Genomic DNA, 24,288 nt, shown 5'->3' on the forward strand with positions numbered 1-24,288 from the left:
GGCCTTTGCCGGCCTCAGTAATCAAGCTGCCCCGGATAGAAACCGGTGAAGTCATTATCCCAACGGAAGTTGATCGAGGATACCGTGCACGAGACATCCAGTCCTTCGACAAAATGCCAGCAGCCTACCGGCAGGAAGAGGATCTCGCCCGGATTGAGGATGCATTCGAGCACCTGGACGTCGCGCATCATCGGGAAACGGTTGTAATCGATGTTGCGGCCGTCGACCTCGCTGAAACAGTGCCGATGGTTGTAGACCCGCGCGACCTCGGCCGGCGGAATCAGCAGCACGCGCTTGCGCCCGATCACCTGCGCCATGAAGTTGTTGGTCAGGTCGTGGTGGAACGGCGTGATCGTCCCGGCCGGGCCAAGCCAGAAGAAGCCGTCGTCGGGCGACGCCGCGTCCTGGTATTCGGCCAGCGGCAGCAGGTCGCGCCACAATCCGGACAGCGCGCGGCGGTTCTGCGAGGTGTTGTTCGCCGTCATGTAGAAATCGTTGGTGCGGCCCGCGTCCCTGATCAGCGCGACATAGTCGCCAAAGCGCATCGTCTGCCGGTGCTGCACCGAATTGATTTCGTACTGTGCATCCTGATTGCGGCCGAACTGCACCTGCACCTCGGCATCGCCGAATTCGCTGGCGAAATAGTCGAGGTTCCACTTCTTCATCGCCGGCCAGTCGTCGAGCATGCCGGTGATGATGACCGGACGGCCGGTGCTGTAGAACTCGCGGTAAAAGCGCTCGCGGTCAAGCTTGTGGTGACGTTCGACCTTCAGCTCGAACTGGCGGTTGAGCTTGCGCTGGATGTCGAGGATCCAGTCGTGCTTGGCCAGCCGGTTCTTCAGCCGCGCCGCGCCGGCGATGTACGGGCTGCGCTGCGCGGTTTCCAGTTCGCTCCGGGCTACCTCGGTGTCAATGCCGGCGGCGATCATCACGTCACACAGCGATTGCGGCACGCTGCCGAGGATCAGGTTTTCGGCAATCCAGCGCCGCCAGCCGTCGTCGATCTGTACGGTATTCAGTGATTCCATCGTCTTCCTCCATGTTTTTGACCGTCGCGGTCGGACCGCGATTTGCCCGTGCCGGTCGACGCCGATCGCCGGTGTTTTTTTGTTCACGGGAACGAGGAATACTTTATCCGGATATTCAGCGGACATTAAGATTTGAAGATGATTTTGCACTAGTCTTGAGACAGTCCTTCCACCCCTCCGGCGCGTCCCGTCCATGAGCACGATTTTCGGATTCATCAGCCAAAACAACGCCATTGCGCCGCTCTCCCTGGTTCTGTCACGCCACCCCGAACTCGGCTACCGCCATTTGTCTGCGCTCGGTGGCAATGCCAGCGCACTGGATGCCATCCGTGCCAGCGGTCCTCAGGCCGCGCTGGCCGATGCACTCGGTCCGCACGACGGCCAGCGCCTGCTGGCACGCCTCGACTGGTCGCACGATGGTGAACGCGCCGTAGCGCTCAGTCGAGGCCGGATTGGCGTGGTGCTGCGCGGACAGATCGACAATGCCGACGCACTGGCGGAACGGCTCACGCAACTGGGCTACCCGTCCGATCCGACGCGACCTGCGGCGCTGGTCGCCGATCTGGTCCACTGGCACGAGGACGCACTGAAGTATCTGCCGAGGGCGGTTCAGGCCGCCCGGCTGGAACTGCAAGGCATCCATGCCTTCGGTGTGAGCTGCAGCGACAGCGGAAGCCCGCTGGTGTTCACCGGCAACCGGATCGCCCTCTACCTCGCGCTTTCGATCATCGGTGTGGCCTGTACCGACAACGTGCAATTGCTGCCCGCCGACCGTCGCGAACAACTCCGCCTGTCCGAAGGCGACGTGGTCAGCCTCCATCCCGGTCATGTCGAAGTCGTCGATGCCAACGGCCAGCCGGTGCGGCGCACGGCGACGCTGACGCTGAACGGCGACGAAGCGCTCGACCGTTTCGGCCACCATATGGAAAGGGAAATCGACGCCCAGCCGGCGCTGCTCGCCGATGCGCTTTCGCTTCGCGGCGCAATCCCCACGCTCGAACGGCTGCTCGGCGACGACAGCGTCCATGAGCTGGCCGGCATCCGCACGATCACGCTGCTGGCCAGCGGCAGCAGCCACCATGCCGCGCTGACCGCGCGCTACTGGCTCGAAGCGCTTGTCGGCGTACCGACCCTGGTCGAACTGGCCAGCGAATTCCGTTATCGCGAGGTGGCCTTGCCGCCCGATACGCTGGTCATCGCCATTTCCCAGTCCGGTGAAACCGCCGACACCGTCGCCAGCCTGCGCTTCGCCCGCCAGCTCGGCGCCACGCTGACACTTGCAATTTCCAACGTCAGCGACAGCACGCTGATGCATCAGGCCCGCTGGCACATGGTCACCAATGCCGGACCTGAAATCGCCGTCACGTCGACCAAGACGTTCTCGGCGCAGTTGCTGGCGCTGTATCAACTGGCACTGGCGCTGGCACGCCTGCACCACCGGCTGACGCCGGAAGCCGAGTCGGAAGCACGCCGGCACCTTGGCGAACTCGCGCAGCGCGCGCATGCGGTGCTGGCGCTCAAACCGCTGATCGACGACTGGGCCAGGGCCATCGCGCAGGGGCAGACGCTGTTCTGCATCGGTCGGCACAGCAATTACCCGGTCGTACTCGAGGGCGCGCAGAAAATCCGCGAAGTCGCGTATCTCGGCGCCGAAGGCCACGCCGGCGGGGAGCTCAAGCATGGGCCGCTGGCCGTGGTCGATCGCAACCTGCCCGTGGTGGCCTGCCTGCCATGGAACCGGCTGGCCGAGAAAATGCTCGCCAACCTGCAGGAAATCCGCGCAAGGCAGGGGCGCATCTATGTGTTCACCGATGCCGCGCTGCCTTCGGACGAGCGGATGAACGTGATCCGCATGCCCGCCTCGCTCGGCGACCTCGACCCGCTGCTGTATACGCTGGCCTTCCAGCTGCTGGCGTACCGGATTGCGCTGCATCGCGGCACCAGCATCGATACACCACGCTATCTGGCCAAGACGGTACTCACCGAATAGCGGGGATCAGAGCGCCGCGGCCAGTTGGCCGAGTGTCCGCATCGCCCCGTTCAGTGCCCGCGTGTAGGGCTGGCCGCAGGACAGGCGGAAATAGGCTTCAAAGCGATCGGAGTTGGAAAACATCCGCCCCGGCGCGATGCCGACTCCGGCATTCATCGCCTGCTCGAACAGCGCCGTAGACGAGGCGCCGCCCGGCAGCTCGATCCACAGGCTCAAGCCGCCCTGTGGCACGGTCAGCCGGGTATCAAGCGGAAAGTAGGTCGCAATCGCTTCGGCCATCTGTTCGCGCTGATCGCGCAGCGCCAGGCGCAGGCGTCGCAAATGGCGATCGTAGGCGCCGGAGCCGATGAAGTCGGCAACGGCCAGTTGCGGCAGCACCTCGTTGGCACGCGTCTGCGCGTACTTGAGCATTTCGATCCGCGCCTGCCATCGGCCGCCGATCATCCAGCCCAAGCGCATGCCCGGCGCCAGCGTTTTGTGCAGCGATGCGCAATAGATCACGTTGCCGGTCCGGTCCCAGGCCTTGGCTGCGGCCAGCGGCGTATCGCTGTTGCTGAGCAGACTGTAGGTATCGTCCTCGATCAGCGGAATCGCGTGCGCCTCGCACCACGCAACCAGCCTCGCCTTGGCCGCGTCGGGCATCACCGCACCCAGCGGGTTCTGGAAATTCGGCACCACGACGACGGCCTTTATGTTGCGGTAGGTCTGCGCGGCCAGTTCGAGCGCCTCGACCGAAATGCCGTTCTGCGCACTGGTCGGAATTTCCAGTGCCTTCATGCCCAGACTCTCGAGAATCTGCAGCAGCCCGTAATAGGTCGGCGACTCGACGGCGATCACGTCACCGGGCTGGGCCACGGCACGCAGCGCAAGATTCAGCGCTTCGATGCACCCGTTGGTGACGACGATGTCGTCGCGGCTCGCCGCAATACGCGTCGTCAGCGCGCGCTGCGCCAGCACGCTGCGCAAGGCCGGGCTGCCGTTGGGCGTTGCCGCCGAGGTCAGCACGGTCGGATCGTGCCGCAGTGCCCGCATCATTGCCTGCTTCAATGCCTCGACCGGATACAGTTCGGCCGCGGCACAGGCAACCGCCAGATTGAACTGCAGCGGGTGCGACCGGCCCTGCGCAATGATCGCCGATACCCGCTCGTGGATACCGACATACTGCGCCGGATCGGCCAGCCGGTTCACCGGTTCGGCAACCGGCCGGCATGCCGGTTTGCCGGGCAGGCGGACGAAGTAGCCCGAGCGCGGCCGCGCCTCCAGAAAGCCGTCGCGTTCCAGATGACGGCAGCTTTGCAGCGCGGTCGACAGGCTGACGTCGTGCCGGTCCATCAGGGCGCGCAACGACGGCATGCGACTGCCGGGCGCCAACGTACCGGTCTCGATGGCCTGCTGGTAATGGGCCGCCAACTGGCGGTAAAGCGGGAGTGCGTCCATGGCCCGATTGTTCACCGCTCCCCCGCAAAGAAACAGATACAGATCGGTATCCTCTGTATCGCAACAAGCGTGTTTTTCCGTCGCTGTTCTGCATCCGGACCACACGGCCTATGCCTCGAAGCGCACCGGCGTGGCCCGTAAGCTGGTCGGGTCCATTCAGCGGAGTCCACACCATGCAGCAACGCACCCCACGCCCCGCCCGCCTTGCCCCCCGGCAGACCCTCAATCTGGCCGTCTACCCTGGCGACGTGCTGCATGTCGTCCACGGCAGGGTCAGCATGATCGCAGCGCCGCAATGGCTGGCCGAAACGCTGCTGGCGTGTGAACAGCCGCTGCGGCGGGGCGAACACTGGCATTTCGAGCGCAATGGTTACGTCACGCTACGCACGGATGACGAAGGTGCGCAGCTGATGTACCGCCCAGCCGAACCGCAGCCGCCCCGCCCCGGCGTCCACGCCTGGTCCTGGCTTTGGGCCTTCTGGCGCGGCAGCAAGCGCCCGGCCTGACGGCTCGCGGCAAGGCCTCCTCGTTCAGATGAATATTTCACATACCTGACGAGTCATCATTCCATAACTGTATACAGCCGCCAGCGCCTCAGGCCAAGGCGGCGAAAACACACACCAGCCGGCAAGGATGTCCCATTAATTAGAGTTTCATAATCAACAAATAAGATCGCAGGCTTACAATAACAACAGGATTTCGCCATGCGCATCGCCACCCAGCTCAAGCTGGTCAGCATCGTCACCGTCTGCACGCTGGGTCTGCTCGCCGGATGGATCAGTTGGCAGAACCATCGCCTGCACCAGGAGTACGGCCAGTTCCGCGATAACCAGACCGCACTCGCGGCCATTGCAACGATGAAGGGCAGCATGCTGACGCTGTCACGGCTCGACCCGCTCGCCGCCGACGCCGAAGCCCGCATTGCCGCAACCGAGCAGACCGTTGCCGGTGCCGCCGGACAACTGCGTCCGCTGCTCGACGCCGAGCGCGGCGCCCGGCTCGACGCCTTGCTGGACGGCCGCTGGCGCAACTACCTGACGCAGTACCGCAGCGCGGTGTCGATCTCGGCCACCAGCCCGCAGGACGCCATCGGGATTCCCGAGTCGATCTACCACAGCGAGCTGGAGCCGACGCTGGCTGAACTCGACGCCGCATCCCAGCGCAACCGCGATCAGGCCAAGGCGGTCACTGCGGCCATCGACCACCGCGCCGCGCGCCTGCTGACGCTGACGCTGGTTCCGCTGGGCCTGACCGCGCTGGCCATCGTCGCCAGCCAGCGCTTCTTTGCGCGGAAACTGGCGCGACGGCTCGCAGCCATGGCCGGGGGCGTATCCCGCTTGGCCACCGGCGAGCTGAGCCAGCGCATGCACGAGAACGGCGACGAAATCGGCCAGCTCGGCGGCCAGCTCAACCACTTCGTCGACCGGCTCGCTGCCACGCTGCAGCAGGCACAGGCCGCAGCGCAATCGACACGGGACGATGCAGGCGATGTCGCCCGCCTTGCCGGCGACGTCCACGCCGATGCCGACCGGCAGACCCGTCATCTGCAGGATATCGCCGGCAGCAGCGCCAGCCTCGAAGCCGCCGTTCAGCACGTCGGCCAGCGTGCCGAACAGGCGGCCGGCGCAGCGCAGCAAACCCAGGCGGCGATTGCCGCCGCACGAACGGCCGGCGATGCCTCGCTGGCCCGGCTTGACCGGTTGACCGAGGACTTCGGCCACGCCGAACATGCGATGCACTCGCTGGCCGAAGCCGTCACGCAGATCGTCGTTGTCGCCGAAAGCATCGACGCCATTGCCGGGCAGACCAATCTGCTGGCGCTGAATGCGGCAATCGAAGCCGCCCGGGCCGGCGAGGCAGGACGCGGCTTCGCCGTGGTCGCCGACGAAGTGCGGAAACTGTCGCTCTCGACGACCGATTCGACGCAGCGGATCCGCGAGATTCTCGACGCCACCCGCACCCGAACCCGCGACACGCTGGCGGCCATGCAGGCCGCCGCCGAACGGATCGGCGAATGTCACGACGACGGTGCGACGGTGAATGCGTCGCTGGCCAATATCGGCGCAGCCGCAGCGCAGGTCGGCGCCATGATGAGCGAGATCAGCGAGGCGGTCGACGAGCAGGGTCGCGCCAGCGGCGCCATCCGCGAGCGGCTCGAGCACATCGGCGACAGCGCTCGCGACAGCCGCAGCCTCAGTGAAACGATGCGTGACGAACTGCGCGGCCTGACCGATACCGCCAACGCGCTCGATGGTCAGCTGGGCTGGTTCCGGCTGGCCCGATGAACCGCCGGCCACAGGCAAAAGGCAGCCCCAGGGAAACCCCTGGGTCATGAGTTTCGGGGGGTGGCCTCGTCTGCCCCTTAGGATGCGTGCATAATATCGCTTCAATTTGTAAGGAAAGTTCTTACATACGCTGTTTACCGTCAATAAGGCCGTGCTGGTGTTAAGCAATAGTTACAATCAGCTTCTTGTTCTTTGTTCCTTTCTGGTTGCCATCCTCGCGTCGTACACCGCGCTGGACATGGCCGGGCGCGTTGCGGCAGCGACCGGCAACGCCAAGCGCTGGTGGCTGGCCGGCGGCGCATTCGCCATGGGCCTCGGCATCTGGTCGATGCATTTCATCGGCATGCTCGCCTTCAGCCTGCCGATCCCGCTCGGCTACGATCCGCTGATTACCTTCGCTTCGCTGCTCGCGGCCATCGGCGCATCGGTCTTTGCGCTCTGGCTGGTCTGCCAGCCCACATTGCCGTGGCAGCGACTGACGCTCGGTGCCTTGCTGATGGGCAGCGGCATTGCCGCGATGCATTACACCGGCATGGCGGCGATGCGCATGCTGCCCGGCATCCGCTACGACCCGCTGCTGTTCACGCTGTCGATCATCATTGCCGTCGCCGCCTCGGGCGCGGCGCTGTGGATCGCGTTCCGCCTGCGTTCCGGCTCGCCGCACCTCATGCTGGCCCGCTGCACCGCGGCCGTCATCATGGGCGGTGCCATCGTCGGCATGCACTACACCGGCATGGCCGCGTCGCAGTTTCCGCTCGGCAGCTTCTGCGGCGCCGCCAACAGCGGCATCGCGACCAACTGGCTGGCGCTGCTCGTCATCGTGGTCACGCTGGCAGTCCTGGCCATTGCGCTGATCGTGTCGGTGCTGGACAACCGCATGGCCGCACACACCGCGGTGCTGGCCGAATCACTCGCCGAAGCCAATCACGAACTGATGCATCTGGCGCTGCACGACAATCTGACCAAGCTGCCGAACCGGCTGCTGCTCGAGGACCGGCTTGCCCAGGCCATCCAGAAAGCCGAGCGAGACCGGGGCCGCTTCGCGCTGATCTTCATGGACCTCGACGGCTTCAAGGCCGTCAACGATGCCTATGGCCACCATATCGGCGACGGCCTGCTGATCGATGTCGCCGACCGCATCCGGCGCTGCGTGCGTGCGCAGGACACGATCGCCCGGCTCGGTGGCGACGAGTTCGTGCTGATGCTCGAACTGGCCGGCCCCGAAGGCGCAGCCAGCGTGGCCGAAGCGCTCGTCGACGCCATCGACCAGCCTTTCAACGTCCATCGCCATCTGCTGAGCGTGTCGGCCAGCGTCGGCATCGCGCTCTACCCCGACGATGGCCGCGACCAGCGTGAGCTGATGGCCAACGCCGACGCGGCGATGTATCACGCCAAGGATTCCGGCCGGAACGGATACTGCTTCTTCGAAGCGTCGATGAACGCCAATGCGCAGTCCCAGCTCCAACTGATGCACGACCTGAGACTGGCGCTGGGACGCAAGGAGCTCGAGCTTCACTATCAGCCGAAGTTCGACGCCGTCAGCGGCCGTGTGATCGGTGCCGAAGCGCTGCTGCGCTGGCGCCACCCCAAGCACGGACTGATCAGCCCCGATGCCTTCCTCGGCCACGCCGAGCGCTCCGGCCTCGTGCTGCAGATCGGCGACTGGGTGCTCGATGAGGCCTGCCGGCAGATGCGGGCCTGGCATGACCGGGGCCACGTCGACTGGTCGATCGCGGTCAATCTGTCTGCGGTGCAGTTCGCCCATGCCAGCCTGCCGGCCACCGTCGAAGCCACGCTGCTGCGGCACGCACTGGCACCGTCGCGCCTGACGCTGGAGATCACCGAAACCACGGCGATGCGCGACGCGGAAGCCAGCCTCGTGATCCTGCGGCAGCTGGCAGCCGCCGGTGTGAACATCTCGATCGACGATTTCGGCACCGGCTACTCGAGCCTGCTGTACCTGAAGCGGCTGCCGGCCAACGAATTGAAGATCGATCGCGGCTTTGTCAACGAACTGGCACACGACAGCGACGATGCCGCCATCGTTTCGGCGATCGTCGCGCTCGGCCAGACGCTGAACCTGAACATCGTCGCCGAAGGTGTCGAAACCGCAGCGCAGCAGGATTTCCTGACCCGGCTCGGTTGCGATTCGCTTCAGGGTTTCCTGCTGGGGCGCCCGGTGCCGGCCGACGACTTTCCCTGCGCAGCCGCCGAGGAAGTCATCCGTTGATCACGACTCGCGCTGGGCGAGCAGCGGCTTAGCGGGCGCCTGCAAGCTGGCGATCGCAATACCCGCCAGCACGCACAGCAATGCGATGCCGTGTGCCAGCGTCGGCTGTTCGCCCAGCACGAGGATGCCGTAGCCCGCGGCCGCCACCGGCAGCACCGCGGTGAACACGCCGGCCATCTGGCCCGGCACGTGGCGTATACCCTTCATCCACAGCCAGAACGAAAACACGCTCGCCGCCAGACCGTACCAGATCACCAGACCCCAAGTCTCGAGCCGGACGGCCGTGAAATCGAAAGACAGCGACGCGAACACGCCCAGCGGCAGCATCAGCAGCAAACCGATGCCGTGGGTGTAGGCGCAGATCTCGATCGCTGGCAGCGTCTGCGTCAGCCGGCGCGACAGGATCACGTACAGCGACTCGCACAGCACCGCGCCGAACACCAGCAGATTGCCGAACAGGCTGCCGCCGTCCCCGTCGCTACGAGCCAGATTGACGATCAGTACACCGCCCATGGCCAGCGCCACGGCCAGCATCGCGCGCGGGCTCGGCCGCTCGCCGAGCATGCCCCAAGCCAGCAGGATCACCACCGCTGGAATGGTGCTGGTGATCACGCCAGCGGCCAGTGCGCTGGTATGGCGGACACCGTAGAGCATCAGCAAGGTGAACAGGAAGGTGCCGAACAGGGCCTGCAGAAAGAGGTTGCGCCATTCGGCCCGGCTGACCCGGCGCAGGCGCGACGGCCGGTAGACCGGCGCCAGAACGGTAACGCCGACGACAAAGCGCAACAGGGCGAACAGCAGCACCGGCATCGTCGCGACGATGGCCTTGCCGATGCCGACATTGCTGCCGACCATCAGCATGGCCGCGATCAGGCACAGTGCGTAGCGGTTCACGGGATCAGATCACGAAGCGCATCGACAGATCGATCGCGCGGACGTCCTTGGTCAGCTTGCCGACCGAAATCCGGTCGACGCCGGTTTCGGCGATTGCACGTAGCGTATCGAAATCGACGCCGCCCGATGCTTCCAGCAAGGCACGACCGCCATTGAGCGCCACCGCATCCGCCAGCTGCGGCAGGGTGAAGTTGTCGAGCAGCACGCTGGTCGCGCCGGCAGCGAGCGCGGCGTCGAGTTCCAGCAGGCTCTCGACCTCGATCTGGATCGTCACGCCGGCCGGTGCCAACGCCTGCGCGGCAGTCAGTGCCTCGGCAATGCCGCCGGCGGCCATGATGTGGTTTTCCTTGATCAGGATGCCGTCGTACAGGCCGATGCGCTGGTTGGCGCCGCCGCCGACGAGCACCGCGTATTTCTGCGCCCGGCGCAGGCCCGGCAGCGTCTTGCGGGTATCGAGCACTTTCGCACCGGTCCCTTCGACGGCATCGGCGTAGCGGCGGGTTTCGGTGGCAACGGCCGACAGCAGCTGCAGGAAATTCAGTGCCGAACGCTCGCCGGTCAGCAGGCTGCGGGCCGGGCCAGCCAGTTCGCACAGCAGCGTATCGGCGGTGACGCGGTCGCCCTCGGCGACGCGCCAGCTCACCTTCACTGCCGGATCGAGCTGGCGGAACACTTCGTCGAACCAGGCAATGCCGCAGACCACGGCGTCCTCGCGCGCCAGCACCGTCGCCCTGCCCTGCGCGTCGGCAGCGATCAGTCCGGCGGTCCAGTCGCGCTCGCCGATGTCCTCGGTCAGCGCCGCTGCGACGTTGGTGGTGATCAGTTCATGGGGCGGCAAGGGATGGATCATGTGCAAAACCTGCGGGCAAAAGTACTACAAGGGGTAAAAGTGAAAGCGGTCGGGACAAGGCCCCGACCGCAGTGTACCGACGCTGGCCGGCACGGCGCCAGCAGGGTCTTGACTCAGATTGCGAACACCGGGAACGGCAGCGGCAGTAGCGCCGTGGCCAGCTCATCGCGAATGCGCAGCATGGCATCGCCATGGTCGGCCTCGATCCGCAGCGTCAGCACCGGTGTGGTGTTCGAGGCGCGGATCAGTCCGAAACCATCGGGATATTCGATGCGCAATCCGTCGACCCGAAGGACTGCGGTTGCAGTCGGAAAGGTCGCGGTCGTGGCGACACGGTCGACAAGATCGTGTCCGTCCCCCGCCACCGGCAGCTGCAGTTCCGGCGTCGACAGTCGGGTCGGCAGCGCCGAAAACGCCTCGTTCAGGTTCTGCCCGCCGGCGATCAGCTGCAGCAGTTTCACGCTGGCATACAGGCCGTCGTCAAAACCCCAGCCGGCAAAGGCGAAGTGGCCCGACAGCTCGCCGGCCACCAGCGCGCCGGTTTCCTTCATCCGCTGCTTCATGTGCGTATGGCCGGTGGCGATGATCTCGCTGCTGCCCCCGTGGGCACCGATCCAGCCCGACAGCGCACCGGTCGACTTGACGTCGTACAGCACGTGCCCGCCCGGCTGCCGGGCCAGTTCGGCGGCGGCAAACAGCATCAGCAGTTTGTCGCCCGGCACGAAACGGCCATCCGGCGTCACCACGCCGAGACGGTCGCCGTCGCCATCGAACGCCAGACCGACGTCGGCCCGCTGCTCGAGAACCACACGCTTGAGGTCGGCGACGTTCGCCTCGACCTGCGGGTCCGGATGGTGGTGGGGAAAACGGCCATCGACTTCGCAAAACAGCTCGGTCACGTCGCAACCCAGCGCACGGTACAGCTCAGGGACGAATGCACCCGGCACACCGTTGCCGCAATCGACGACGACCTTGAGCGGCCGTGCCAGCGGCTGGCTGGCGACGATCGCTGAGCGGTACTCGGCATCGACATCGAGCGGGATTACCTGTCCGCCGCCGTCGACGAAATCGTCGCGGACGATGCGGTCGTACAGTCCCTTGAGTGCCCGGCCACCGACGGTCCCGCCGCCCAGCATCACTTTGATGCCGTTGTAGTCGGGCGGATTGTGGCTGCCGGTGACGATGGCACCGCAGCCGTCCGCATGGCGAATGGCCGCGAAGTACATCATCGGTGTCGCGACGAGGCCGAGGTCGAGCACGTCGATCCCGCTGTCGACCAGCCCGCGGATCAGGGCATCGGACAAGGCCGGGCTCGACAATCGGCCGTCGCGGCCGACAACCAGCTTGTGATGTTTCTGCGCGCTGGCCTCGGTGCCGAGCGCACGCCCGATCAGGTACGCCGCTTCGGGCGTCAGCAGGTCGACCCGCGCGCGGACGTCGTAGGCCTTGAAGATTTGAGCTGGAATGGACGCCATCGCGTACTCCTGGAAGGGGCCGCCGGCCGTGCCGCAATGCGGCCGCCGCGCGGCATCCGTACTATCGCGCGTCGGGCGCGTGAAACTGAAAATACCGCAGCAAGGTATTGGGCAACCAGTTGAGCCTGCCCGGCGGCGGACCGGAAAGAAAGCCGACATGCCCGCCTTCCTCCGGCTGCAGCAGCGTCACCCAAGGCGACACGTCATCCTCGCCCGGCAAGGCCGAAACCGGCACGAAGGGATCGTTGCGTGCATTGATGACCAGTGTCGGCACGCAGATGCCGGTCAGGCCCGGCTTGCTGCTGGCGCGCGTCCAGTAGTCGTCGACGCCGTTGTAACCGTGCAGTGGCGCCGTCACCAGATCGTCGAACTCCCGCAGTGTCTCCGCCGCCCTCACCTTGTCCACATCGACAAAGGGGTTCTCGGTGATCTGGAGCTTGGCCAGCATCTTGCGCTTGAGCGTGCGCAGGAAATTGCGCGTGTAGATGCGCCGGTTGACCCCGGTATCCAGCGCGGCACCGCAGATCATCAGGTCGAGCGGCGCGCACACCGACGCCGCCGAGGCCACGACTTCGCCTGCCGCCTCGCCCTGCTCGCCCAGCCATTTCAGCAGCGCATTGCCACCGAGCGAAACGCCGACGGCATACAGCGGCGCATCGGGATTGCGATTGCGGATCCGTCGCAGCACCCAGTCGATTTCGTTGGCGTCGCCGGCATGATAGGCACGCGGCAGCCGGTTGGTGACATTGCCGCAGGAGCGGAAATGCGGCACGACGCAGCGCCAGCCCTTGGGATAGAAATGCTGGAACAGCGACAGTGCATAGTGGCTGCGCGAGCCGCCTTCGAGACCGTGGAACAGCACAAGGATCGGCGTCCCGGCACGGCCGTCGACCCAGTCGACCGCGATGCTGTCGAGGTCGGGCGTTACCCAAGTCTCGCGCCGGTAAGCCGGTGTGCGCTGCCACAGCAGCGTCGCCGGATAGATCGTTTGAGCATGCCCGCCGGGCAACCAGCGCGGCGCGCGGTAGACGGGCAATTGCAGCTGGCGTTCTCGTTGCATCCGAACATCTAGCCCGAAAAAGTGGATCGCATCAATGAGCAAGGCCACCTACGGTGGCCTTTGATCGTTCTCGGCAAACGGTTCCGCTCGGCGGGCATGCCGCCGAACGAGTCCGGTTTTACTCGAGGCCGCGGCTTTCGAGGTATTCCTCGTAACCGCCGAGGTAGTGCGTGAACGTACCGTCGCCGTTGAGTTCGAGAATCTGCGTCGCCAGCGACGACACGAAAGTCCGGTCGTGCGAGACGAAGATCAGCGTGCCCTTGTACAGGTCGAGCGCCAGGTTCAGCGACTCGATCGATTCCATGTCCATGTGGTTGGTCGGTTCGTCCATCACCAGCACATTGGTCTTCTCGAGCAGCAGCTTGCCGTACAGCATCCGGCCCTTCTCGCCGCCCGACAGCACCTTGACCGACTTCTTCACGTCGTCGCCGCCGAACAGCAGCTTGCCGAGAATGCCGCGGATCACCTGGTCGTCGTCACCCGGCTGGCCCCACTGCTTGAGCCAGTCGAACACGGTGACGTCTTCCTCGAAGTCTTCCTCGTGGTCCTGCGCAAAGTAGCCGATCGTGGCCTTCTCGGCCCACTTGATCGTACCGGCGTCAGGCTTGAGCACGTCGACCAGCAGCTTCATCAGTGTCGACTTGCCGACGCCGTTGCCGCCGATGACCGCCAGTTTCTGGCCGGCCTCGAAAATCAGCGACAGGCTCTGGATCAGCGGCTTGTCGAAGGACTTGGACAGATTGGTCGCCTCGAAGGCCTGACGGTGCAGCTTCTGCTTGTCGTCGATGTCGAAGCGGATGTACGGGTTCTGCCGGCTCGACGGCTTCACCTCGACCATATTGTCCTTGATCTTGTCGGCCAGCTTCAGGCGCGACGTGGCCTGACGGCTCTTGGACTTGTTGGCGGCAAAGCGCTGGGCGAAGGCCTGCAGCTCGATGACCTTGTCCTTGGCCTTGGCGTTGTCGGCCAGCAGGCGTTCGCGCGCCTGCGTGCTCGCCAGCATGTAGTCGTCGTAGTTGCCCGGATAAATGCGGATTTCGCCGTAGTCGACGTCGGCCACGTGGGTGCAGACCTGGTTCAGGAAGTGACGATCGTGCGAGATGATCAGCATGGTCGAATCGCGCTGGTTCAGCGTGTTTTCCAGCCAGCGGATCGTGTTGATGTCCAGGTTGTTGGTCGGTTCGTCGAGCAGCAGTACGTCCGGGTTGCTGAACAGCGCCTGTGCCAGCAGTACCCGCAGCTTCCAGCCCGGTGCGACTTCGCTCATCGGGCCGGTGTGCAGCTCGATCGGAATGCCGGCGCCCAGCAGCAGCGCACCCGCGCGCGCTTCGGCGGTGTAGCCGTCGTATTCTGCGACCTTGCCTTCGAGTTCGGCCGCGTGCATGTAATCTTCTTCGGTCGCCTCGAGGTTGGCGTAGATCGCATCGCGCTCGTGAATCGCCGCCCACAGCTCGATATGGCCCTGCATCACCACGTCGATCACGCGCTGGTCTTCGTAGGCGAACTGGTCCTGCTTCAGCTTGCCCAGACGCACGCCCGGTTCGAGCGAGACATTGCCCGCCGACGGCTCGAGATCGCCGCCGAGAATCTTCATGAAGGTCGACTTGCCGCAGCCGTTGGCGCCGATCAGGCCATAGCGGTTGCCGTCGCCGAATTTGACACTGACTTTTTCAAACAGCGGCTTGGCGCCGAACTGCATGGTGATGTTTGCGGTACTGATCATGGGTATAAATATCCGTCGAGGCGCGCCAGCGGCGGCCGAAGCGATTTAGAATTCTTGCCTGCAAGCCGATCGCCGACACCCGCCAGGTGCCTGATTGGTCTGCGAAATTCGCCGGATTTTACCACAGATGCCCCCTGCTTCCCGCCTTGCCGACATTGCCCCTTTTCACGTGATGCGCATCCTCGCCGACGCGCAGGCGCTCGAAGCCGCCGGTCGTGATGTCATCCACCTCGAGGTCGGCGAACCCGATTTTCCGACCCCGCAACCGATCGTCGACGCAGGGATTGCCGCGCTCGCCAATCACCAGACCTTCTATACCGGCGCCTGTGGCCTGCCGCAGCTGCGTGCGGCCATTGCCGGCTTCTACGCACAGCGTTTCGGCCTGAGCATCGACCCGCGCCGGATCATCGTCACTCCCGGGGCCTCGGGTGCCCTGCAGCTGATCCTCGCCCTGCTGGTCGATCGCGACGACGAGGTGCTGCTCGCCGATCCGGGCTACCCGTGCAACCGTCATCTGGTCCGGCTGTTCGAAGGCAAGGCGGTCAATGTGCCGGTCGGTGCGGACACCCGCTACCAGCTGCTCGCCGAGCACATCGGCACACACTGGTCGGAGGGCGCCGTTGCGGCGCTGGTCGCCAGCCCGGCCAATCCGACCGGGGCAGTACTCGCCCCGTCGGAGATTACCGCACTGGCGGCCGCATGCCGCGAACGCGGCGGCTCGCTGATCGTCGACGAAATCTACCAGGGGCTGGTCTACGACCGGCCGCACGAGACCGCGCTCTCGGTCGCCGACGACGTCTTCATCGTCAACAGCTTTTCGAAATACTTCCAGATGACGGGCTGGCGACTGGGTTGGCTGGTGGCGCCCGAGTGGGCCATCGCCGATCTGGAGAAACTCGCGCAGAACCTGTTCCTCGCGCCGCCGACGCCGGCGCAGTACGCCGCGCTGGCCGCTTTCTCGGCCGAGACCCAGGCAATTCTGGAAGCAAGGCGTCAGGAACTCGACGTCCGCCGCCGCTACCTCGCGGACCGGCTGGCCGAAATCGGGCTCGTACAGGCCACGCCGGCCGAGGGCGCGTTCTACCTCTGGGTCGATGCGGCGCGCTTCACCGACGACGCCGCCGCCTTTGCCGCCAGACTGCTTGCGGACGAAGCCGTTGCCGTCACGCCGGGACTCGACTTCGGCCAGGCACCGACGATGCTGCGTTTTGCCTACAGCCAGCCGGTCGAGCGGCTGGCGCAGGCGTGTGACCGGCTGGCGCAATTTTGTAAGCAATACTTGTCCAAAGTGGTGTCGGTTCCTTAGTCTTACCACGCATACTGACGCAACAGCCCGACCGGTTCGGGCGATGGAACGGAGCAGAACATGTTCGACTTCAAGGCGTTGATTGGCGCCCTGCTGGGCCGCCGCGAACGCGAAGGCGTTTACGACTACAAGTCGGCCACGGTCCTGATGCAGGAGTTGCCCGAGAGCGACATCCTGCAGGCGCAGATCGAAATCGTGCAGGCGTTGCGCCAGCTGAACGGCAATGCAGGCATCAGCCTGAAAGAGCGCCTGAAAACGGTGCCCTATCTCGACGAAAAAGCCCGCGCGCTGCAAGCCCATCTGGTCGCCATCTACCGTGGCCAGCTGATCGACGAGACCGCCGCACCGCATCAGGTCCTGCCGCCATTGCTGGCGTTCTGGCGGGAAATGGCCGACGCCTACCGGCTCTGCCTGAAACAGGCGCAGCAGACCAGACAACTCGATCATCGCAGTCTGCCGCTGTGTGCACTTCGGGGCCTCATCTACACCGCCCAGCACAACAAGTGGGCGGCACTGCGCTATATGGAAAGCGATGCGCAAAGCTGGCGCCTGCTGCACCGGCTCTACCAGTATGCCGAAACGCTGAACAGCGCACGCGCACCGCTCCAGCCCTATCCGGACGAGGAAATCACCAGCGCCGAGCGCGAGTACGTGCAGGCGCTGATGCTGACGCTGGCCGCCCCGGAGAAACTGCAACCCGAACAGATCGAACTGACCGCACAGTGGCTGAAGCGCTGGAGCAGCCAGATCGGCCTGGAAACCCAGATCCACCCGACGCAGCAACTGTATGCGGTCAACCTCGCCGGCTCGACCCCGCCCAAACGGCTGCGTCGCGACATGGTCGGCGAAAACTGGCGCTACTGGCAGACCGACGCGCTGACCCAGCACATGCGCCAGCTTCGCGACACGCTGCTGGGCGGCGCCGCACCGGCAACGCACGGCCTGCCCGACGAATCCGCCCAGCCCGCCAGCATTGGCCTGCTCGATACACTGGCCGAACGCTGGTCTCGCGACGCCCCGGCGCCCATACGCAAGCACGAGCGGCACGCAGCCCGGCAAGCCATCACCGTCTGGCGTGGACTCGAAGAGGCGGCGCAGGCACTGCGCAGTGCGCCAACGGGCAAGACCCGGCAATGGGAACTGCTCGACGAGAGCGTCAGCGGCCTCGGCATCCGCTGCCGCAGCGTCGGCGACGACAAGCTGCAGGTTGGCGAGCTGCTCGGCATACAGGGGCTGACGCAGCGCCCTTTCTGTCTCGGCATCGTGCGCCGGATCGTGCGCAAACCGGATGGCGCCGTGGATCTGGGCATCGAAACGCTGGCCAGCAATCCGGTCGCGGTCGAACTGACGCCCCTGCTCGGCGATCGCAGTTTTACCGGCCTGTATGCAGCGGAAAATCCGGCCATGAACCAGGGCCGCTTTCTGGTGCTGCCGCACGGTTTCTACGCCGATCATCGCGAGTTCCGTCTCGGCGCCCAGCACAAGCGCTACCGCATCCGCCTCGGTGATGCGATCGAACAAACACCACACAACGCCATCACGCGTTTCGCCGTTCTGGAAAAGCTTGCGGCCTGAGTGCTGCCAGACGCCGGCGCCTCTGGTAGAATCGCCGGCTTGCTGGAAGCGTGGCTGAGTGGTTTAAGGCAGCGGTCTTGAAAACCGTCGGGGATTTACGTCCCCCGTGAGTTCGAATCTCACCGCTTCCGCCACCCCTTTCTCGTCAATCTGCATTCATCTCGCCGAACACAAGCCATCGCTTGATTCTCGGCGAATCCTGCCGGCGCAATGCCGACAGCACAATGCAGATTGATCGCACCTCTACCACCCCCAAACTGCCCCAGGTTTTCACTGGCGACCTTCGGGGCCCGCATCGTCAGGACTGAAGCCTGTCCGGGCGCTTTGCTCTCCGGCCCTGAATGCACGCTCCCCGCCTCCTTCTCTCGCGGTTCATCGTCGCCGCGTGTCACGTCAGTGAGCGTGATCGTCCCGGAGCCGGCAATGTAAAAAGGCCCTGATCATCAGGGCCTTCTCCGGTACAGAATCGATAACTTGAACCGGGGTTACAACGCGGCGTAGACCCGATGGATCTGACCGGCGACTGCGTGCCAGTCGTATTCGCGACGAACACGATCAGCCCAGTCACTCCAGCGCCGATTTGATCGGGCAAAGTGCGTGATCCGCGCCGCCAGTGCATCGACGTCCCCGAGCGGGAAGTAGCTTTCGTCCGGCAGCTGGATTTCGACGTGCGGCTCGATGTCGCTGACGATGGCCGGCGCACCAAGGCTCAGCGCTTCGAGCAAAGCGATCGGCAGCCCTTCGTGCGACGACGGCAGCACGAAGACGCCGCAATGCGCATAGAGGCTGGCGAGTTCGGTGGCGGTCTTGCGGCCGAGAAAAACGATGTCGTCGCCGGTGCGTTCGAGCACCGATGCCGAGTATTCGTCGTCGTGGTCGGCCGCGCCGGCAAAGGCGAGCTTCCATCCCGGCGGTGGCTGGCGCAGGAAGGCGTCGATCAGGTCGTGGTGGCGCTTTTCCGGCACGAAGCGGCCGACATGCAGAATGTAACGCCCGGCCTCGAGTCCCATCGCCGGCAGCAGAGCGGCGTCGCCGCTGCCTTCAGGAAACGCGGTGACGCCGTTCGGGATCAGCACGGCCTCCTTGCCGAAACCCGTACCGATCCATCGGCGCAATTGCTGCGAGATCACGATGACCCGGTGTGCGCCGAGCACGCCGAAGCGTTCGGCGGTACGCAGGAACAGCCGCGCGCCGCGCCCCCATTTCTGCCGCTGGTAGTCCTGGCCGTGATGCGTCATCACCACCTTCATGCCCAGCAGTCGCGCCAGCGGAACGAAGAACGACGGGCCGATCGCATGGAAATGGATCACCCGGTTGCGGTGCCATGCCGCGGCAAACACCGCGAGCAGTGTATGTACCAGCGTTTCGGTCGATTTGCCGACCGGTGACCAGAGCCGGCAAAAGCGCACGCCTTGCCAGCGGTCTTCCGTCACGTGACGCATGTACGGTGCACGCACGTAGACCGTGACCTCGGCCCCCTGGCTCGCCAGCAACGGCGCCAGCGATTCGACGTGGCGCTCGACCCCGCCCTGCACGTCCGGAAAACCGCGCAATCCCACAATGGCCACCTTCATGCTGCGTACTCCATTTCGCGCGTCGCTTCCCCGCTATCCAGTTTCACACCGATATCCCGATAAACCTGCAACAGCCGTGACACGTGGCGTTCGACGGTAAAGTCCTGCTCGGCCCACGCCCGCGCCATACGGCCTTGGTCGGCGACATCGGCGTCGTCCATCCGGGCGTACTCGCGCAGCACACGTGCCAGGTCGTCACTGTTGCCGCTTTCGAACACCGCACCGGTCTCGCCCGGACGGATCAGCTCCGGAATGCCGCCGATGGCCGCGCCGATGGCCGGCTTGCCACAGGCGTAGGCTTCGATGATGGTCAGCGGCGCATTTTCGTAGCACTCCGACGCCAGCACGATCGCGCGGCTGTCGCGGACCAGTTGCCACAGCGCCTCGCCTTTCTGAAAGCCGCAGAAGCGCACGTTGGCCCCGGTTTCGGCAACGCGTTGCTGCAGCTCGGCCTCAAGCGGGCCGGTCCCGATCATCCACAGTTCGACCCCGGCCTTGGCTACGGCGTCGACCAGCGTCAGCAGGCCTTTTTCGCGACTGAGCCGACCGAAATAAACGAAGTGCTGGCCGGGCTGGTACTGCGGCCGCAGCGCGCCGACATCGGCAAAATTGGGCACGTGCGCCAGCGGTGCGCCATCCCATTGCCACTCGCTGAACTTGTTCATCAGGAAACGGCTCGGCGAGATCACCCGGTCAACGTGCTTGCGGTACAGACCCAGCGCGTCATGCAGGCTCGACTCGAGGTAGATCAGCCCGCTCAGCGCCAGCGATCCCTTCATGCAGCGCTTTTCTAGCAGCGCCTTGCGGCCCCGGGAATTGCAGTCCTCGCAGACCTGACCATGCGAGAGCATGCTGTACGCCGGGCACAGCAGCTTGAGGTCATGCGCGGTCAGGACCACCGGCACGCCGCAGTCGTGCGCGGCCTTGAGCACCGACGGCGACAGGTGATGGTAGACGTTGTGCGCGTGCACGACGTCCGGCTTCACTTTCTCGATCAGCCGCCGAAGCTTGGCGGCCGATTCGAACGAGTAAATGATCTTTGCTGCGTGGCGCGCCTTGGTCAGCGCCCCGTAACCGTGACCGAACTCGATTTCCTCGGCGAAATGATCACCGTAATCGCTCGCCTCATTGCTCGGGTGCTGCATGGCAAAGTCGGCCACGTGCCAGCCCTGCTCACGCAGCAGCCGCGACTGCTCGAGGTAGACGACGTCGGCGCCGCCGCGGCGATAGTGGTAGTTATTGATGGCCAACAGCGTGGGCACTTTGCTCTCCGGTCATATTGTCTTCCTAGCGTTGTATCTGCAGCTGTACGTAGACGGTCGGGTCCGAAGCGGCGGCGACGTCGTCGAGTTCGAACGTCAGCACACCGTTCTGCACCGACACCGGCACATTGCGCTGGGCACTGCCATCAAGGCCGAGCACGGTCGCAGTGGCGCCGGTCGCCGCCCCGAGATCAAGCCCCAGCGCGACCTGCGACGGCGGCATCTTCAGCGGGAAATTGCCAAGCCGGCGCAGCGTCGTCCGGCCTGCGTCGTCGAAGCCCATATTGCTGTTGAGTGCGTCGCTGCCGAGCATCAGCAGGGCCTTGCCGGTCTGGGCGAGCGGCTGCATGTCGAGCGACGAGAGCACGACCAGCATCGGCGTGTTGATGCGCAGCCGCCGGAACACGCCGGTCGGCGCTGCCTCGCCGGCCTGCGGCAGCAGCAGCGCCTGGGTGCGCGGCGTATTCACCGTCATCGTCCGTGCAACGGTATCGGTGACGATCTGGCCGCCCGGGCTGCGGAAGAAGCCGTCGATCGGACGCGAGTCGTTCAACTGGTCGGCCGGCAGTTGCGAAGCCATGCCGCCCTTCGGCGACGCCGGCACCAAGCCGCTGCGGCGCGCGAGGCCGGCCATGGCCAGACTGAAGTTCGACGGCGAATCGACATTGACATTGAGGACGCCGGGCGCATCCAGCGCCGTCGCCGACGACTCGATGCCGCGCAGCAGGCCGATCTCGCCGTAGCTGTCGGTCACGCCCCAGTACTTGAAGGTTGCCGCATCGTTGGCGCTCTGGCTCAGCACCAGACGAATCCGCTGTGCGTCCGGACTCAGGTCGCCCCGCCGGTACAGCAGCGCCGTCAGCCGTTCACCGATGACGGAAACCGGGTCGTAGCCGATCGAGTACGGTCGCAGTGCCACATTCCAGCCGTCGCTGCGGTCATAGCGCAGTTCGGCCGGGTTGTTGGCGTGCTGGCACAGTGCATCCCAGTCCTGCAGCGCGGCGTAGGCCGGCATCACAAGGCTGGCTTCGCGCCGCCACTCGCTCCAGAACGGCTGGCCGTATTCGGTGACGGTAAACGGCTTGCCGGCAATGCGGTTCTGCGCCAGCAGCTGGAAATAGCGCAACCGCGATGCCAGCGAGCTGGTGTTGGCAAGAACGCTGCCCGGGGTGACGAAGGTCGTCGGTTCGCCGTGGTAGGCATGCAGGTCGACCCAGTCGAACTGGTTCCGGCTGAGCCAGCCCTGCAGCGACGGGTTGTTGTCATACGAGGTGATCGGGCCGCGATAGCCGAGTTCGCGCAGCCGCGCGCTCATCCAGCTGGCGGTATCCCGCTCGCGTTCGCTGAAATAGGCGAGCACGTCGGTCATCGCAGGCGAGCTGCTGACCGGATCGGGCAGGGCCAGCGTATCGTCGGCAATCGCCGAATACGGCTGTCCCCAGACGTCGTCGAACTGGTCCGGGTCGGCGGCATAGCGCTGCGTCAGCCACGCGCGCAGGCCGGGACGTACCGACAGCGGAATTTTCTGCCCGACCATCGACAGAAAATGCAGCCCGCCCTCGTTGACCTGGATCACGCCGGCGAGTGCGTCGTCGGCCAGCGTGGTCGCGCCGGTATACGGATTGACACGGCCATACAGGGTCTTGAGCAGATTGAGCCAGTGTTCGCGCGCAGCCGGGTCGACGTGGACGTCCGCCTTCAGCGTGTACTTGCCGACCCAGCGGTCCGGCTGCACGTCTCCCTTGGCGCCGTTCCACGACGTCATCGCGTCGATGTACCAGTAGATGCCCTGATCCTTCAGCGCCTTCAGGAGGAAGAAGAAACGGTCGAGCTGCTCGGGGTCGTAATCGAAATCGAGCTTGCGCCCGAACATCAGGGTGGCGTCGGTAAAATGGAAACGCGCCAGGTTGTACCCGGCCATCCGGAACTGGCGGGCATAGGCCAGCGCCTTGTCGTGATCCGGAAATCCGCCGTACGGGGTACCGAAACCGGCCCCCGCGCAGCTGAAACGGACACGCCCGGCGTTGTTGACGAAGTGGCCGGCCGCATCGATGCGGATCGGCCCGTCGATTTTCTGCCCCGGAAAAAGGCCGCTGAAATCCAGTGCACTGCCCGGCTGGATCGCCAGCTCGGGCAGGCTCAGGGTCAGCCAGTCCTGCGGCACGCCGAACACGCCATCCGGGCCGGTGGAAAGTGGCGCAGCCACGGCGGACGGCAACCAAGAACCGGTCCCCCCCACGCCTGGCTGGCCCTTGCCGCAGCCGAGCAATTGCACCATCGCGAGCACACAGGCTGCCTTGAGGAACGAGCGCGTCATCATTGAGCTCCAGCGAGTCGGAAATAGATCGCTGCAACTCCCTCCGCCAGACGAGCGTAGCTGCGATGCTGCTCAATGTAGGCACGTCCCTCCGCCGCACGCAATCGCGCAACATCAGGCTGATGTAATGCAAAAGTAATTGACTTGACAAACCCTTCCGGCGTGCCGTCGGTCAGCCAGCCGCGGCTTGAGGCACCGAGGACCACCGCCTGATCGGGTGAATCATTGGCGACGGACGGCATGCCGATCGACAGATATTCGGCAAGTTTGGTCGGCGACGACACGTCGAACAGGAACCCGCGCGGCACGTAGGACAGCGCCAGATCGCAACCGGCGACCAGCGACCATGCGTGCTCGCTCGGCAACCAGCCGGTAACACGCACCAGATCCGCAACACCGAGCTCGGCAGCCCGCTGCTCCAGAAAGGCACGCTCCGGCGGATGCGAGCCGTCGCCGATCAGCAACAGGCGCACGCCCGGCATCACCTGCTGCAATTGCGCAATGGCATCGACCAGTACTTCGAGGCCGCGCAGGCGGTCGAGCGCCCCTAAATAGCAAACCACCGGGCCATCCGGCCATTCCGGCCAGCGTCGCGGGGTGACCGCGGCGACACGCTCCAGGTCGACCCCCATCGGTACGGCCGACAACCGGTCCGGCGATATTCCCCGGCCGGCGACGTAATCCCGCATCGCGTCGCTCTGGGTGAACACGTGATCGGCATTCGGCAGGATCAGCCGGTACAGCAACTGGTATTCGAGCCAGCCCTTGGCGAACAGCAGCGGCCGCTTCCAGCCGGCGACGCTCTCGCTGCGGTCGCGGGCACGGCGCATCCGGCTTTCGCTCATCAGGAACGACATCCAGTAGCAGAAGCGCTTGCCGCTCAGTCTGGCGAGCAGCAGCCCCAGCGCACCGGCCCAGACCATGTCGCGCACCTGCAGCACATTGTGGCGACGGCCGCCCCCCGCACGCAGCAACGCAACGGCAAAATGCAGATGCGCCGCCAGCTTGCCCTTCCCCGCACCGGCGGCGATGCACTCGCCGCCGTCCCAGGCTGGCGCCGCCGACGTGCCTGCCGCATAACCGACGATGTCGTTGCCGATGCCGAGCCGCGGCAGATAGCGCGCGAACAGCGCCTGTACATCGGGCCGGTGCGTCGGCAGTGTTTCGGGCACGAACTGGATCAGGCGAACGGTCATGCTGCAACCGCCTGCACCGGACGCACGATGCAAACATCCGGCCGGAGACGGCCGCGATACTGCAAGGAAGCGGGCACGACAAGCGC

Annotated in this window: 17 protein-coding genes and 1 tRNA gene; 7 read left to right on the plus strand and 11 right to left on the minus strand. The window is 65.2% G+C overall.

What is annotated here, in order from left to right:
- Positions 1–14: 14 nt before the first annotated feature.
- Positions 15–1,028 carry a cupin-like domain-containing protein gene (locus tag JMJ54_RS04710; protein ID WP_203536769.1) on the minus strand — a complete coding sequence of 338 codons (1,014 nt, stop codon included), beginning with the start codon at positions 1,026–1,028 and terminating at the stop codon, positions 15–17.
- A gap of 193 nt (positions 1,029–1,221) precedes the next feature.
- On the opposite strand from JMJ54_RS04710, the gene JMJ54_RS04715 reads away from it, so the two are divergent.
- Complete coding sequence (locus JMJ54_RS04715; RefSeq protein ID WP_203536770.1) at positions 1,222–3,018, plus strand: isomerizing glutamine--fructose-6-phosphate transaminase; 1,797 nt, start codon at positions 1,222–1,224, stop codon at positions 3,016–3,018.
- Between the two features lie 6 nt (positions 3,019–3,024).
- On the opposite strand, the gene JMJ54_RS04720 is transcribed toward JMJ54_RS04715, so the two are convergent.
- Positions 3,025–4,455 (minus strand): aminotransferase-like domain-containing protein, encoded by a 1,431-nt coding sequence (locus tag JMJ54_RS04720; protein ID WP_203536771.1) that lies wholly within the window; start codon positions 4,453–4,455, stop codon positions 3,025–3,027.
- A gap of 173 nt (positions 4,456–4,628) precedes the next feature.
- Here JMJ54_RS04720 and JMJ54_RS04725 point away from each other — a divergent pair, with 173 nt between their 5' ends.
- The 3 genes from JMJ54_RS04725 to JMJ54_RS04735 all read left to right on the plus strand — a co-directional run bounded on the left by JMJ54_RS04725 (position 4,629) and on the right by JMJ54_RS04735 (position 8,970).
- Positions 4,629–4,961 carry a hypothetical protein gene (locus JMJ54_RS04725; RefSeq protein ID WP_203536772.1) on the plus strand — a complete coding sequence of 111 codons (333 nt, stop codon included), beginning with the start codon at positions 4,629–4,631 and terminating at the stop codon, positions 4,959–4,961.
- A gap of 198 nt (positions 4,962–5,159) precedes the next feature.
- Entirely contained in the window at positions 5,160–6,740 is a 1,581-nt protein-coding gene (locus tag JMJ54_RS04730; RefSeq protein WP_203536773.1) for a methyl-accepting chemotaxis protein, read from the plus strand.
- Positions 6,741–6,978: 238 nt separating this feature from the next.
- Positions 6,979–8,970, plus strand: a complete 1,992-nt coding sequence (locus JMJ54_RS04735) for a putative bifunctional diguanylate cyclase/phosphodiesterase (RefSeq protein ID WP_238999855.1) — start codon at positions 6,979–6,981, stop codon at positions 8,968–8,970.
- Here JMJ54_RS04735 and JMJ54_RS04740 read toward each other — a convergent pair whose 3' ends face one another.
- The 5 genes from JMJ54_RS04740 to JMJ54_RS04760 form a co-directional block, all read right to left on the minus strand.
- Positions 8,971–9,864, minus strand: coding sequence for a DMT family transporter (locus JMJ54_RS04740; RefSeq protein WP_203536775.1), 894 nt, complete (start codon positions 9,862–9,864; stop codon positions 8,971–8,973).
- A gap of 4 nt (positions 9,865–9,868) precedes the next feature.
- Positions 9,869–10,714: a carboxylating nicotinate-nucleotide diphosphorylase gene (nadC, locus tag JMJ54_RS04745; RefSeq protein WP_203536776.1), complete on the minus strand. Its 846-nt coding sequence runs from the start codon at positions 10,712–10,714 to the stop codon at positions 9,869–9,871.
- Between the two features lie 113 nt (positions 10,715–10,827).
- Positions 10,828–12,189 carry a phosphomannomutase/phosphoglucomutase gene (locus JMJ54_RS04750; protein ID WP_203536777.1) on the minus strand — a complete coding sequence of 454 codons (1,362 nt, stop codon included), beginning with the start codon at positions 12,187–12,189 and terminating at the stop codon, positions 10,828–10,830.
- A 61-nt stretch (positions 12,190–12,250) separates the two neighbouring features.
- Positions 12,251–13,249, minus strand: coding sequence for a YheT family hydrolase (locus JMJ54_RS04755; RefSeq protein WP_203536778.1), 999 nt, complete (start codon positions 13,247–13,249; stop codon positions 12,251–12,253).
- Positions 13,250–13,367: 118 nt separating this feature from the next.
- Positions 13,368–14,972 (minus strand): ABC-F family ATPase, encoded by a 1,605-nt coding sequence (locus JMJ54_RS04760; RefSeq protein ID WP_203536779.1) that lies wholly within the window; start codon positions 14,970–14,972, stop codon positions 13,368–13,370.
- A 127-nt stretch (positions 14,973–15,099) separates the two neighbouring features.
- Between JMJ54_RS04760 and JMJ54_RS04765 the strand changes: the two genes are divergently transcribed.
- From JMJ54_RS04765 to JMJ54_RS04775, 3 genes are all read left to right on the plus strand, one after another.
- A complete protein-coding gene (locus JMJ54_RS04765) occupies positions 15,100–16,278 on the plus strand; it encodes a pyridoxal phosphate-dependent aminotransferase (RefSeq protein ID WP_203536780.1) in 1,179 nt (392 codons plus the stop codon).
- 60 nt (positions 16,279–16,338) lie between these two features.
- Positions 16,339–17,853, plus strand: a complete 1,515-nt coding sequence (locus tag JMJ54_RS04770) for a cyclic-di-GMP receptor FimW-related protein (RefSeq protein ID WP_203536781.1) — start codon at positions 16,339–16,341, stop codon at positions 17,851–17,853.
- 44 nt (positions 17,854–17,897) lie between these two features.
- Positions 17,898–17,987: transfer RNA gene (locus JMJ54_RS04775), tRNA-Ser, on the plus strand.
- A 351-nt stretch (positions 17,988–18,338) separates the two neighbouring features.
- Here the strand turns inward: JMJ54_RS04775 and JMJ54_RS04780 are convergent.
- The 4 genes from JMJ54_RS04780 to JMJ54_RS04795 are packed head-to-tail and all read right to left on the minus strand — an operon-like array spanning position 18,339 to position 24,202.
- Positions 18,339–19,427, minus strand: a complete 1,089-nt coding sequence (locus JMJ54_RS04780) for a glycosyltransferase family 4 protein (protein ID WP_203536782.1) — start codon at positions 19,425–19,427, stop codon at positions 18,339–18,341.
- A complete protein-coding gene (locus JMJ54_RS04785; protein WP_203536783.1) occupies positions 19,424–20,689 on the minus strand; it encodes a glycosyltransferase family 4 protein in 1,266 nt (421 codons plus the stop codon). Before JMJ54_RS04785 ends, JMJ54_RS04780 begins: the two co-directional genes overlap by 4 nt.
- Positions 20,690–20,714: 25 nt before the next feature.
- Positions 20,715–23,006, minus strand: coding sequence for a hypothetical protein (locus JMJ54_RS04790; protein ID WP_203536784.1), 2,292 nt, complete (start codon positions 23,004–23,006; stop codon positions 20,715–20,717).
- Entirely contained in the window at positions 23,006–24,202 is a 1,197-nt protein-coding gene (locus JMJ54_RS04795; protein ID WP_203536785.1) for a glycosyltransferase, read from the minus strand. Before JMJ54_RS04795 ends, JMJ54_RS04790 begins: the two co-directional genes overlap by 1 nt.
- Positions 24,203–24,288 lie beyond the last annotated feature (86 nt).

It is taken from the genome of Jeongeupia naejangsanensis (assembly GCF_016865585.1).
Classification (GTDB): Bacteria; Pseudomonadota; Gammaproteobacteria; order Burkholderiales; family Chitinibacteraceae; genus Jeongeupia; species Jeongeupia naejangsanensis.